Source organism: Mycobacterium gallinarum (genome assembly GCF_010726765.1).
Lineage (GTDB): Bacteria > Actinomycetota > Actinomycetes > Mycobacteriales > Mycobacteriaceae > Mycobacterium > Mycobacterium gallinarum.
This window is the reverse complement of sequence record NZ_AP022601.1, coordinates 1,901,892-1,914,295: the sequence shown is the minus strand read 5'-3', so window position 1 is coordinate 1,914,295 and position 12,404 is coordinate 1,901,892. Positions and strand designations below refer to the sequence as shown.

The window sequence follows — 12,404 nt, the reverse complement described above, 5'->3', positions numbered from 1 at the left end:
CTACCCGCTACCTCGCGGCCACCTGAACGATCGGCGGAGGTGGGGGTGGTGCGGGCAACGGCACATGGGGAGCGGCGGGGGTGAGGAGTTGACCGGCCATCCAGGGCAGTGCGGTCGCGAAGGCCTGTGATGCGAAGGGCCAGTCGTGCTTACCGGGTTGCACGACGACCGCGCAGCTGATCCCGTTGGCGTCGCCTAGTGAGCACAGCGAGTTCGCGGCCGAACTCTGCGCAGGGGCCGCTTCGCTGTTGACGGCGAACCAGCCGGCCACACCGTCGTAGCGGCCGTGTCGCGTGATGACGGTGGTGGGATCGAAGGACGCATAGGCCGCGGCGTTGCCGCCGAACAGCCGTGAGATGGTCTCGTCTTTCGTCCCCGAGTTGGGCGCGATGTCGCCGGCGATGTCCTCGAATGCGCCGAACATGTCGGGATGCATGACAGCCAGGTCGACGGCGCACGTGCCGCCCATCGACCAGCCCACCACGCCCCAGTTGTCCCGGTGGGCGCTCACGCCGAACTTCGAAACCATAAACGGGACAACGTCTTTGGTGAGGTGGTCGGCGACATTGCCACGGCTGCCGTTGACGCACTCGGTGTCGTTGTTGAATGTGCCGCCGGCGTCGACGAATACGAGCACCGGCGCATTCCCGCCGTGGGCCGCTGCAAAGTTGTCCGCGACGGTCACCGCGTTCCCGATTCGTACCCAGTCGGCGGGGGTGTTGAACTCGCCGCCGATCATCATGATCGTCGGCATGGGTGGCGGAGGGTCGGTGGCGTACCAGGCCGGAGGCAGATAGACGAGTTCGTCGCGATGTTTGAACCCTGACGCCCCGTCTCCGATCTGCACCGCTACCACGGTGCCTTTCGCGGGAATCTGGTGGCGGTGCTGCAACGCCAGGACGGTCACCTGATCTGTCTGGTCAGGCAGCGGACCCGCGGTGAGCTGATTCCACGCTGTTTGGACGGTGGGGAAGTACCCGGTCCACAGGTTGAGTGAGAACGCGGCACACAGCAGGCACAGCGGCACCGCGGAGGCCGCCACCGCACGCCGCCACCACTGCGCTCCGCGCCAGCCGGCCACCAGGACGCCCGCCGCGGTTCCCGTCAGCCCGATCCACACCCAGAGCCCGGCGGGTGCGGGATTGCCCGCGAGGCCTTCTGATTCGACATACCAGTAGGCGGCCGCGGTCAGGGCCACCCCGCACAGCACCGCCCACGGCACCCATACGTATCGCCAACGTCGGATACCCCAGTAGATGGCCGCCACCAGCGCGATGCCGGCCAGGACCTGGACCGTGATCGGAATCCAGCCGTGCAGCAGCGACGAATGGTGGCGCAGCAGGTCGCGGAGCGTCACGGCCACAAGAGTGACTGCCAATCCTTGTGCTCCGCTGTGAGCAAGCTGCGGGCATGCACCTAACAGGGACCTAACGCGTCTGACGTGCACCATATTGGTATGCGCGTTCTGGTTGTCGAGGATGAGCAGCTGCTGGCCGACGCCATCGCGGCTGGGCTGCGCCGCCACGCGATCGCCGTGGATGTGGCCTACGACGGAGACGCCGCTCTCGAGCGGGCGGCAGTCAACGATTATGACGTCATCGTGTTGGATCGTGATCTTCCGACCGTCTCCGGCGATTTCGTATGTGCTCAACTGACCGATTCGGGCGCGACGGCCAGAATCCTGATGCTGACGGCGGCCACGGCCGTCGCTGAGCGAGTCAGTGGCCTGCAGCTTGGCGCCGACGACTACCTCACGAAACCCTTCGCGTTCGCCGAACTCGTGGCGCGCGTCCATGCCCTGTGTCGGCGGTCGCGGCCCGCGGTCTCTCCGGTGCTGGAACGTGGCGGTATCCGACTAGATCCTCATCGGCGCACAGTGTCGCGCGGGGAGAGACCGATTTCGTTGACGCCCAAGGAGTTTGCGGTGCTAGCTGAGTTGTTGCGCGCTGAGGGAGGCGTGGTGTCTGCCGAGCATCTGTTGGAAAAAGCGTGGGACGAACACATCGATCCGTTCACCGGCGTCGTCCGCTACACGATCATGATGGTGCGCCGAAAACTTGGCGAGCCGCACGTGATCGAAACCGAGGCCGGCGTGGGGTATCGCATCCCATGACCATCAGGGTGCGCCTCACAGTGCTGTACGCGACGGCTTTCTTCATCGCAGGAGCGGTGCTGATCGCGCTGATGTACTTCTACCTGGACCAGTCGATGGACCGTCGCCCTGGCGCCGGTGCACAGACTTTGGTCAAGCAGTTTCTGGCCGAACGCGGGCTCCGGGAGCGTCCTGTCGCCGAGAATCTGGTGTCCGCCTTCGTTGCGCAGGCGGAACAACAACGCGAGGACATCAAACGCGGAATGCTGACATGGTCCTTCGTGTCGTTGGGTGTCGTCGGCTTGGCTGCGGGCGGATTCGGCTGGCTGCTGGCCGGTCGCGCACTGCAGCCACTGCATCAGATCACCACCACAGCAAGGCGAGTGGCGGATCGCAGCCTGCACGAGCGGATTGGGCTAGACGGGCCCGATGACGAGATCAAAGACCTCGCAGACACGTTCGACGCGATGCTGGAGCGCCTGGATCATGCTTTCGACGGTCAACGCCGCTTCGTCGCCAACGCGTCTCACGAACTGAAGACCCCGCTGACGATCAACCGCACCCTGATCGAGGTTGCCATCGACGACCCCGACGCCCCCGAGTCGACGCGCCGACTGGGAGCTACGTTGCTTGACGTCAATCGCCGTCATGAGCGGCTGATCGACGGCCTGCTGGTGCTGGCGAGCAGTCAGCAACAGCTCGCCCGCCGCGTGCGGGTCGATCTCGCCGACATCGCACGCCGCGCGGTCGCCCTGTCGGAAGCCGCCGCTACGGAGGCGGGCGTCGAGATCACCACGAGGCTCACTCCTTCGTATATCACCGGTGATCCGGATCTGCTGGAGCGCTTGGTGGGGAACCTGATCGACAATGCGATCCGGTACAACCGCGCTGAAGCAGGGTGGGCGGTCGTGTCGGTGTCGAACGGTGACGGAGTATGCCGGCTGTCGGTCGAAAACTCGGGATCGGTGATCCCGCAGTCGGCAGTCAACGGGATATTCGAGCCCTTTCATCGTTTGGGCGTCAATGACCGAACCTCGAACGACGGCCCGACGAGTCGAGGGGCCGGACTGGGCCTGTCGATCGTGCGGTCGATCGCCACCGCGCACGGCGGTGAGGTCCGTGCGGTGGCCCGCCCGGATGGCGGGCTCACCGTCACGTTCGTCGGCTCGAGCGATCAATAGTTGTGACACGTGTCAGCGACGCGCTGCATCTTCATCAGCTTGTCCTGTCCCTCGGGCGTATTGCGCTTCTGCGCAATCATCGACGCCACATCTGGATTGCGGTCCATGAAGGACTTCACCCGCTGCCGTCGTTGGTCGATCGGCAGCGCCAGGAGTTCCTGGATCTTCGCCTGCGCATCGGGGCGTTCGGCAAGCCGTCCCGACGCCTCGGGTGCCTCGACCTGCAGGGCCGCCTCGATCTGCGCGTAGCTACAAGTGGTTTCGATGAGCGGACCGACGGGCTGCGCCGAAGCAGGCGCCGCCGTCATCAGCGATATGGCCCCCGCTAGCCCGAGGACGCCGAGAATCACGCGTGGCATCAGAACACCCCCGGTCCTGGTGCTCCGAAGCCAAGTCCGGGTAGCAGTCCGAGTCCGGAGGCCGGTCCGCCGAAGCCTCCCAGTCCCGGTCCGGGCAGGATGCCGGGGCCTGGTGCACCCCAGCCGATTCCGGGATCTGCGGTGGCGGTAGCCGTGCCGAAAAGAAGAGGCGCACATGCCAGTACGGCCACCGTGGCGAGGCTGCCTGCTGCTCTACGTGGGATCATCTGTTCTCCAATCAGTTTGGCGCGCGGCTGCGCGATTTTCCGACCCGAGAACAGTTGATCAATTCGGCTGTTGGGCTGGCGTTAGGAGCTGAGTCGCGCGCCGACTAACGCGGTTTGGCCAAGGGGAACGGCAGCGTTTCGCGGATGCTGCGGCCGGTGATCAGCATGACGACGCGGTCCACACCCATGCCGAGGCCACCGGTCGGCGGCATCGCGTATTCCATCGCCTGCAGGAAGTCCTCGTCGAGTTCCATGGCCTCGGGGTCACCGCCCGAGGCCAGCAGCGACTGTTCCTGCAGTCGGCGCCGCTGCTCGACGGGATCGGTCAACTCGCTGTACGCAGTGCCCAATTCGACACCCCACGCCACCAGGTCCCACCGTTCTGCCACGCCGGGAATGCTGCGGTGCGGCCTCGTCAGCGGCGACACCGACGTGGGGAAGTCCTTGTAGAACGTGGGCGCTTCGGTGCGGTCCTCGACGAGGTGCTCGTACAGTTCGAGCACCACCGCACCGGAGTCCCAGTGGGTCAAATAGGGGATCCTCGCGCCGTCGCACAGCCTGCGTAGCGTCGTCAGGTCCGTCTCGGGCCCGATCTGTTCGCCCAGCGCCTCCGACACCGCCTCGTGCACGGTCTTGACCGTCCACTCACCTGAAATGTCAACGGGTTCCAGTGTGCCGTCGTCGCGGGGACGCAGGAAGACCTGCGCTCCGTTGGCGGCCTGCGCGGCGTTCTGGATCAACTCTCGGCAGCCGTCGATCCACACGTTGTAGTCGGCGTGCGCCTGATAGGCCTCCAGCAGCGTGAACTCCGGATTGTGGCTGAAGTCGACGCCCTCGTTGCGGAATGCCCGGCCCAACTCGAAGACGCGCTCGACACCGCCCACGCACAGACGCTTGAGGTAGAGCTCGGGAGCGATCCGCAGATACAGATCGAGGTCATAGGCGTTGATGTGCGTCAGGAACGGCCTGGCGTTGGCGCCGCCGTGAATCTGTTGAAGTATCGGTGTCTCGACCTCCAAAAACCCCTTGCTGATGAGGTTTTCGCGGATCGCGTGCAGAACACCGCTGCGCGCCCGAATCAGGTCGCGGGCCTCGGTGTTGATGGCCAGGTCGACGTAGCGGGCGCGCACCCGCGCCTCTTGGTCGGTCAGCCCTTTCCATTTGTCGGGCAGTGGACGTAGGCATTTACCGATCAACCGCCAGTTGAGCACGATCAGCGACCGCGTGCCCTTCTTGCTGTAACCCATCGTGCCCGTCACCTGGATCAGGTCGCCCAGATCGATGGCATGCGTGAAATCGGCCGTCGTTCCGTCATTCAGCTGCGAGTTGTCAAGCAGCAGTTGCACTTCCCCCGACCAGTCGCGCAGTTGCGCGAACAGCACGCCGCCGTAGTCGCGGATGCGCAGTACGCGGCCCGCGACGGTCAGTGTGCTCGCACCCTCGGATTCGAGCGCGGCAAGGATCGTGTGGCTGGGTTGCTCACCGACCGGGTACGCGTCGACGCCGTTGTCCTGCAATGTCTTGAGCTTGGCCATCCGGACCCGGACCTGTTCGGGCAACCGGGACTGTTCCTCCTCGTCCAACCCGACTTCCAGTTCGTCGGCGTCGGGGGCGGTGCCGTCGTGGTGCAACAGACCGCGGTCGATGATGCTCTGCGGCACCGCGATGTGGTGGCCGGTGTGCGGCTGATCGTGGCGTCGGGAGAACGGCAGCACCAGGAAGCCTTCTGCGATCACCGAAGCCACGCCGACGCGGGGGACCAGCCGCGCGTCCTCGTAGCAGGCATACCGCGGCACCCACTCGGGCTGATACTTCATGTTCGAGCGGTACAGCGTCTCCAGCTGCCACCAGCGGGAGAAGAACACCAGCAGCGCCCGCCACAGCCGTGCGACCGGGCCCGCGCCCAGCTGGGCGCCTTGCTCGAATGCCGAGCGGAACATCGCGAAGTTCAGCGAAACACGCGTCACCCCAATGCCTTCGGCCTGCATGCACAGCTCGCTGACCATGAGCTCGATGGTGCCGTTGGGGGATTGCGGAGACCGGCGCATGAGGTCCAGCGAGGCCCCATTGGCGCCCCACGGCACCAGGGAGAGCATCGCGACGACCTGTTCACCGCCGGCCCCGGGCTGAACCGCCTCCACGAGTAGGCAGTCGCCGTCGGCCGGGTCGCCCAGCCGGCCCAACGCCATGGAGAACCCGCGCTCATCGTCGGTATCGCGCCAGGTGTCGGCCCGCTCGACCACCTCGGCCATCTCGTCGGCGTCGAGATCACGATGTCTGCGGATCCGCACCGAGGCACCGGCGCGCCGCGCGCGGGTCACCGCCTGCCGCACCGCGCGCATGTCGGGGCCCGACAAGCGGAAGCTGTCCGGATGCAGAATCGCCTCGTCGCCCAACTGCAGGGCGTTGAGGCCGGCCGCGCGGAACGCCTCGGCTCCAGTCGAACTCGCGCCCATCACCCCGGGCGCCCAGCCGTAGGCCTGGCACAACCGCAGCCACGCCTCGATCGCCTGGGGCCAGGCTTTGGGGTCGCCGACCGGGTCGCCGCTCGCGAGACAGACGCCGACCTCCACGCGGTAGGTGATGGCGGCGCGGCCAGTCGGCGCGAACACCACGGCCTTGTCGCGGCGCGTCGCGAAGTAACCCAATGAGTCGTTCTTGCCATACAACTCGAGCAGTCCGCGGATCGCGGACTCGTCTTCACCGGTGAGTGCGTTCTCCGCGCGCTGCGACTGGAACAACACGATCGCCGCGACCATCAGCGCCAGTGCACCGAACAGCCCGAGCAGCGCGTTGATGAACACGTGCGGGTGACCGCTGAACGAGTCAGCGCTGGCGCCCGCAAAGGCGCCCACGCGGTTGAGCGCGTAGAAGAAGCGGTCCTCACGGGCCAGGCTTCCGGGGAAGAGCTCGAGCAGGCCCCAGCCGATCAGGGTGCCGACAACCAATCCGGCGACCAGCGTTGCCGCCGCTTTGATCAGCGCACCCCGGCGCACCTTGGCCCAGAACTCCTTGCGCGCCAAGACAAGGAAGGCGATGGCGGCGACGTGGAAGGCGAGACCGATGAACTCGCCGGTCTCCTGCAGCCACGATTCTCCGCCGGAGACGATGTCGCCGATGTTCCAGCCGACCGCGGCGACCATGTAGCCGACGAGGATCCACCACGCGATGCTCTTCCGCGCCGCCAGTGCCGCGGCCAGCAGCGCCAGCACGAACGCCCACGCGAAGCTGGTGTCGGGGAAGTTGAAGATGTAGTCGTTGACGAACTCGCGGGGCACCTTGATGAGCGACCGGAAAAACGGCGAGACGCTCGCGAGAAGCGACAGTGTGGCGATGATGCCGACGGTCCAGCCGGCCGCGGCAGGCACCCACCTGAACGCGGAGGTGCGGCGGGCTTTCGCAATGTTCGCTGAGCCGGCCGGGCTAGTGACGGTCATAAGGCGCGAGGATATTCGCTCGACCGGTCAAATTGGTGTGAGTAGCTACCAGACAGGGCCGGTGTATTTCTCCCCGGGACCGTGACCCGGTTCCTCCGGCGCGGCGCTCGCTTCGCGGAATGCGAGCTGCAGGCTCTTCAGGCCGTCGCGCACCGGTCCGGCGTGGGGGCCGAGGTACTCGGCGGACGCCGTCACCAGCCCCGCCAGCGCGGTGATCAGCCGGCGCGCCTCGTCGAGGTCGCGGTGCGGGCTCTCGTCGGGATCCTCGGCCGACAACCCGAGCTTCTCGGCGGCGGCGCTCATCAACATGACGGCGGACCGGGTGATGACCTCGACGGCGGGGATATCGGCCAGCTCGCGGGTCGGCAGTTCGGTCGCCGGTTCAGGCGATGCGGGATCCTGGGTCATCCCTGATAGGATGGCATGCGCGACCGTCCCGGCGTACGCCAGGGACAGCAAGTGGAGTCCCACTCCCACCGCTGACCATACCGGTACAGCGGTCCGGTCACAGGCATCCGATGCCTGTCCTGGTCGGCTTTGGGCCCTGCTTTGAGCAGGGCTTTTCTGTTCGCTGAACAGATGCTGATGGGTGGGGCTCCTAGACGACAACATAGGAGGCCCCATCAGCACTGAGACCCGCGTCAACGAGCGCATCCGCGTACCTGAAGTCCGTCTCATCGGACCAGGCGGCGAGCAGGTAGGCATTGTGCGCATCGAAGACGCCCTCCGCGTCGCCGCGGATGCCGATCTCGACCTTGTCGAAGTAGCCCCGGACGCCAAACCACCGGTTTGCAAGATCATGGACTACGGCAAGTTCAAATACGAGACGGCCCAGAAGGCACGCGAGTCTCGCAAGAACCAGCAGCAGACCGTCGTCAAGGAACAGAAGCTGCGTCCCAAGATCGACCCGCACGACTACGAGACCAAAAAGGGCCACGTGGTCCGCTTCCTGCAAGCGGGATCCAAGGTCAAGGTGACCATCATGTTCCGCGGACGCGAGCAGTCGAGGCCCGAGCTGGGCTACCGACTCCTGCAGCGGCTGGGCGCCGACGTCGCCGATTACGGCTTCGTCGAGACGTCGGCCAAGCAGGACGGCCGCAACATGACGATGGTGCTGGCACCGCACCGCGGCGCGAAGACTCGCGCCAAGGCGGCGCACGATGCCGACGCTCCCGCCGCGCAACGCGCACAGCCCGAGAGCGCACCGACCGAAACACCACAGAACTGAACTGAGGACACATGCCAAAGGCGAAGACCCACAGCGGCGCTTCCAAGCGGTTCCGGGCCACCGGAACCGGAAAGATCGTGCGCCAGAAGGCCAACAAGCGGCACTTGCTCGAGCACAAGTCGAGCAAGCGCACCCGCCGGCTCGACGGCCGCACCGAGGTGGCGGCCAATGACGTCAAGCGCGTCAAGAAGCTGCTGAACGGCTGACAGGCCCCCCTGTCCGGACCTGACGAACCTGAACGAAGAGGAAAACCCCCATGGCACGCGTAAAGCGCGCAGTAAACGCGCAGAAGAAGCGCCGCACAATACTCAAGGCATCTAAGGGCTACCGCGGTCAGCGGTCACGGCTGTATCGCAAAGCCAAAGAGCAGCAGCTGCATTCGTTGACCTATGCCTACCGCGACCGGCGTGCCCGCAAGGGCGAGTTCCGCAAGCTGTGGATCTCGCGGATCAACGCGGCGGCCCGCGCCAACGACATCACCTACAACCGGTTGATCCAGGGCCTGAAGGCCGCCGGAGTCGAGGTGGACCGCAAGAACCTGGCCGAGATCGCCGTCAGCGATCCCGCCGCCTTCACCGCGTTGGTGGAGGTCGCCAAGGCTGCGCTGCCCAGCGATGTCAATGCGCCGTCGGGCGAGGCTGCCTGACGCTCACCGAACGCGCAGACCGGGTGGCGGCAGCGATCAAGCTGCATCGCCACGTGGGACGACGCCGCGCCGCACGCTTTCTCGCTGAGGGACCCAACCTCGTCGAGGCCGCGATGCGGCGCGGACTCGTCTCCGAGGTCTTCGTCACCGAAGCTGCGCAGGCCCGCTTCGCATCGCTGCTGGGCGATGCCGATGTGCATGTGGTGACGGAGCGAGCCGCGAAAGCGTTGTCGGACACGGTCACCCCGGTCGGCCTGGTCGCGGTGTGCTCGGTACCCGAGACCTCGCTTGACGACGTCCTCGCCGATGCCCCACGGCTGCTGGCCGTCGCGGCGGACATCTCCGAGCCCGGTAACGCGGGCACTCTGATTCGCATCGCCGACGCGATGGGCGCCGACGCCGTGGTACTCGCCGGCCACAGCGTCGATCCATACAACGGCAAGTGTCTGCGTGCCTCGGCCGGGAGTATCTTCTCGATTCCCGTCGTATCCGAGCCGGATGCCACCACGGCGGTGTCGGCGATAGGTGCCGCCGGGCTTGCGGTGCTGGCCACCACTGTCGACGGCGAAGTATCGCTTGACGATGCGGATTTGACCGCGCCGACGGCATGGCTGTTCGGGCCGGAGGCGCATGGCTTGGCGTCCGAACTGGCCGAGATGGCCACTCAACGGGTGCGAATTCCCATGCCCGGCAACGCCGAAAGCCTCAATGTGGCATCGGCGGCGGCGATCTGTCTGTATCAGAGCGCCAGGGCTCACCGTTTGTAACGGCATGGCGAAGAATGCGCCCGGATCCCGCCGTGGCGTTACATCCGACGCCGCTAGTCGGCTTTCAGCAGCTGCTCGGAGATCTGCACCATAAGCCTGCGCGGTGTGACCCGGTAACCGTTGGCGAGCAGAGTGTTTCGCCAGCCCGAGACCACGGTCGGCGTGGACTTCTCCAGCGCCGCCATCGCGGTGTCGACGACCTGTTTGGCGGTCTGCCTGCCGTCGGTGAGGAATTCCTCTCCCGTCCGTGCGAAGAACTCCGTCTCCGTCGCACCCGGGCAGAGAGCGAAAACGCGCACCCCGGTTCCCTTGCACTCCTGCCAGAGCGCCTCTGAGAACGACAGCACAAAGGCCTTAGTGGCGCCATAGACCGCCATGCCCGGCGTCGGCTGGAACGCGGCGGTCGATGCGACGTTGATGACGACGCCGCGCCCTGCTGCCGTCATGGCCGGGAGATAGGCCGCCGTCAGGTCGACCAAGGTGCCGCAATTCAGCTGGATCTGCGCCGCGTTGGCGGCGGCGTCCTGCCCGACGAATTTGCCGTGCAGACCGACGCCGGCGTTGTTCACCAGGATGTCGATCGTCCTGCCCAGGTCGCTGACCTTCGACGCCAGGTCGGGACCGGAGCCCGGGACGGCGAGATCGGCGGTGATGACGTCTACCGTCAGGCCGAGATGTTGCTCGGTCAGCTTCGTGCGCAGCTCAGCGAGCTTTTCGGCGCGGCGAGCGACCAGGACGAGATTGACCCCGCGCGTCGCGAATTGAACGGCGAATTCCTCGCCGATCCCACCGCTGGATCCGGTGATCAGGGCTGTCTTGTTCTTCAGGTCCACGTGGCCAGGCTAGTCGGCAACAAGACCTGTCGTACCTCCGTGCCAGTCTCTGCGCATGACCGACTCGCTGGAGGTGAGGGGGACCGATCTTCGGTACCTGCTCACGGCGTACTTGTTCGACCATGGTCCCGCGACAATCGACGAACTGGTCGACGCGCTGGCGTATCACGGTTTCCGTCCGGTTGGGCGCGCGTCGAAGTCGGTGTCGGAGGCGCTGCGCTGGGAGGTTTTCCAGGGCCGAGCAGTGCGGTTGCGCCGCGGTCGGTACCGCCCGGGGACGATGCCGCATACGACCGCACAGCGGATCTACCAACGTGTGCGGACTCTGCACGACGAGGTCGCTGCGTCGTCCTTAAGCCACAGCAGACTGCGAACCCCTCCGATTCCGCCGGCCGCCTAAGCGTTGTTCAGCAGACCCCGCGCCACGTGGGTGATCTGAACCTCATTGCTGCCCGCGTAGATCATCAGTGACTTCGCGTCGCGGGCAAGTTGTTCCACCCTGTACTCGGTCATGTACCCGTTGCCGCCGAATACTTGCACGGCCTCCATTGCGACGTCGGTGGCTGCCTGCGAGCAGTACCATTTGATCGCCGACGCCTCGGGCAGCGAGATCGGCTGACCCTTTTCCGCCGACTCGATCACCCGGAACAGGATGTTGCGCACGTTCATTCGCGCCACCTCCATATTCGCGAGCTTCAGCTGAATCAACTGGAACTGCCCGATTTCCTGACCCCACAGCTTTCGCGTCTTCGCGTAGTCGACACACAGCCGCAGACACTCCTCGATGACGCCCAGCGACATCGCTGCGACTCCGATGCGCTCGGCGGAGAAGTTCGACCGCGCACTGGCCCGTCCGTCGCCTGCCGAACTGTCCTCGGTTTCACCGAGCAGCCGGTCCCGGCCAAGCCGCACGTTGTTGAAGAACAGTTCCCCTGTGCGGGAACTGTGAATACCCATCTTGCTGAACGGCTTTGACTGGACGAAACCTTCCATGCCGCGGTCGAGCACGAACGTCAGCACCTTGCGGTCACGCTTGTCGGCGCCGTCACCCTCGTCGAGTTTCGCGTACACCACGACCACGTCGGCGTCGGGCCCGTTGGTGATGAACGTCTTCTGGCCGTTGAGGATGTAGTCGTCGCCGTCACGCACGACGTAGGACTTCATGCCGCCGAACGCATCCGAGCCCGAGTCGGGTTCGGTGATCGCCCACGCGCCGATCTTGTCGTAGGTGACGAGATCCGGCAGCCAGCGCTCCTGTTGGGCGAGCGTGCCCCTGCCCTGGATCGTCGGCACCGTCAGGCCGAGGCTGACCCCCATACCGGTGACGATGCCCATCGACACTTTGCACAACTCGCTGACGACGACGAAGCCCATCCCGCCTGAGCCGCCCCCGAACATGCCGCCGCCCGACGACTTTCCCGACTCGCCGCCGTCGCGAAGCTTCGCCAGCCGCTTGTTCAGCGACTCGCGCGCCATGTCGGCGATGCCGAACGTCGCGAACAGTTTGCGGATGATCGGGTACGGCTCCATGTCGCCGCTTTCGAGGTCGTCGACGTGGGGGCGAATCTCTTTGTCTACGAACTCTCGCACGGCGTCGCGCACGGCAAGGTCAACGTCTGTCCATTCGAGCATGC

At 65.8% G+C, this 12,404-nt stretch carries 14 protein-coding genes; 7 read left to right on the top strand and 7 right to left on the bottom strand.

What is annotated here, in order from left to right:
• Positions 1-7 precede the first annotated feature (7 nt).
• Positions 8-1,357, bottom strand: coding sequence for an alpha/beta hydrolase (locus G6N42_RS09510; RefSeq protein ID WP_232076113.1), 1,350 nt, complete (start codon positions 1,355-1,357; stop codon positions 8-10).
• Between the two features lie 99 nt (positions 1,358-1,456).
• Between G6N42_RS09510 and G6N42_RS09505 the strand changes: the two genes are divergently transcribed.
• Both G6N42_RS09505 and G6N42_RS09500 read left to right on the top strand, forming a co-directional pair.
• Positions 1,457-2,113 carry a response regulator transcription factor gene (locus tag G6N42_RS09505; RefSeq protein WP_163728957.1) on the top strand — a complete coding sequence of 219 codons (657 nt, stop codon included), beginning with the start codon at positions 1,457-1,459 and terminating at the stop codon, positions 2,111-2,113.
• Positions 2,110-3,273 carry a sensor histidine kinase gene (locus G6N42_RS09500; protein WP_163728955.1) on the top strand — a complete coding sequence of 388 codons (1,164 nt, stop codon included), beginning with the start codon at positions 2,110-2,112 and terminating at the stop codon, positions 3,271-3,273. Before G6N42_RS09505 ends, G6N42_RS09500 begins: the two co-directional genes overlap by 4 nt.
• Here G6N42_RS09500 and G6N42_RS09495 read toward each other — a convergent pair.
• The 4 genes from G6N42_RS09495 to G6N42_RS09480 all read right to left on the bottom strand — a co-directional run bounded on the left by G6N42_RS09495 (position 3,267) and on the right by G6N42_RS09480 (position 7,704).
• The gene (locus G6N42_RS09495; RefSeq protein WP_163728952.1) at positions 3,267-3,632 is read right to left on the bottom strand and encodes a hemophore-related protein; all 366 of its coding nucleotides are present in this window, start codon (positions 3,630-3,632) and stop codon (positions 3,267-3,269) included. The two genes, G6N42_RS09500 and G6N42_RS09495, sit on opposite strands and share 7 nt — an antisense overlap.
• The gene (locus tag G6N42_RS09490) at positions 3,632-3,859 is read right to left on the bottom strand and encodes a hypothetical protein (RefSeq protein ID WP_163724389.1); all 228 of its coding nucleotides are present in this window, start codon (positions 3,857-3,859) and stop codon (positions 3,632-3,634) included. The genes G6N42_RS09495 and G6N42_RS09490 overlap by 1 nt, the downstream gene beginning before the upstream one ends.
• Before the next feature lie 104 nt (positions 3,860-3,963).
• Entirely contained in the window at positions 3,964-7,296 is a 3,333-nt protein-coding gene (gene lysX, locus G6N42_RS09485; protein ID WP_163728949.1) for a bifunctional lysylphosphatidylglycerol synthetase/lysine--tRNA ligase LysX, read from the bottom strand.
• Positions 7,297-7,341: 45 nt separating this feature from the next.
• Entirely contained in the window at positions 7,342-7,704 is a 363-nt protein-coding gene (locus tag G6N42_RS09480) for a DUF1844 domain-containing protein (RefSeq protein WP_163728946.1), read from the bottom strand.
• Between the two features lie 214 nt (positions 7,705-7,918).
• Between G6N42_RS09480 and infC the strand changes: the two genes are divergently transcribed.
• From infC to G6N42_RS09460, 4 genes are read left to right on the top strand one after another with little or no spacing between them, the layout of a single operon-like run.
• Positions 7,919-8,524, top strand: coding sequence for a translation initiation factor IF-3 (gene infC, locus G6N42_RS09475; protein WP_163737240.1), 606 nt, complete (start codon positions 7,919-7,921; stop codon positions 8,522-8,524).
• An 11-nt stretch (positions 8,525-8,535) separates the two neighbouring features.
• Positions 8,536-8,730, top strand: coding sequence for a 50S ribosomal protein L35 (gene rpmI, locus G6N42_RS09470; protein WP_006246154.1), 195 nt, complete (start codon positions 8,536-8,538; stop codon positions 8,728-8,730).
• 50 nt (positions 8,731-8,780) lie between these two features.
• Positions 8,781-9,170: a 50S ribosomal protein L20 gene (rplT, locus tag G6N42_RS09465; RefSeq protein ID WP_083128914.1), complete on the top strand. Its 390-nt coding sequence runs from the start codon at positions 8,781-8,783 to the stop codon at positions 9,168-9,170.
• A 23-nt stretch (positions 9,171-9,193) separates the two neighbouring features.
• On the top strand, positions 9,194-9,937 hold the full coding sequence (locus G6N42_RS09460; RefSeq protein WP_163728943.1) for a TrmH family RNA methyltransferase: 744 nt from the start codon (positions 9,194-9,196) through the stop codon (positions 9,935-9,937).
• 53 nt (positions 9,938-9,990) lie between these two features.
• Here the strand turns inward: G6N42_RS09460 and G6N42_RS09455 are convergent, their stop codons facing one another.
• Positions 9,991-10,770, bottom strand: coding sequence for an SDR family NAD(P)-dependent oxidoreductase (locus tag G6N42_RS09455; protein ID WP_163728940.1), 780 nt, complete (start codon positions 10,768-10,770; stop codon positions 9,991-9,993).
• Between the two features lie 55 nt (positions 10,771-10,825).
• Between G6N42_RS09455 and G6N42_RS09450 the strand changes: the two genes are divergently transcribed.
• Positions 10,826-11,170 (top strand): hypothetical protein, encoded by a 345-nt coding sequence (locus G6N42_RS09450; RefSeq protein WP_163728937.1) that lies wholly within the window; start codon positions 10,826-10,828, stop codon positions 11,168-11,170.
• Here the strand turns inward: G6N42_RS09450 and G6N42_RS09445 are convergent.
• Positions 11,167-12,402, bottom strand: a complete 1,236-nt coding sequence (locus G6N42_RS09445) for an acyl-CoA dehydrogenase family protein (RefSeq protein WP_163728934.1) — start codon at positions 12,400-12,402, stop codon at positions 11,167-11,169. The two genes, G6N42_RS09450 and G6N42_RS09445, sit on opposite strands and share 4 nt — an antisense overlap.
• Positions 12,403-12,404: the final 2 nt, after the last annotated feature.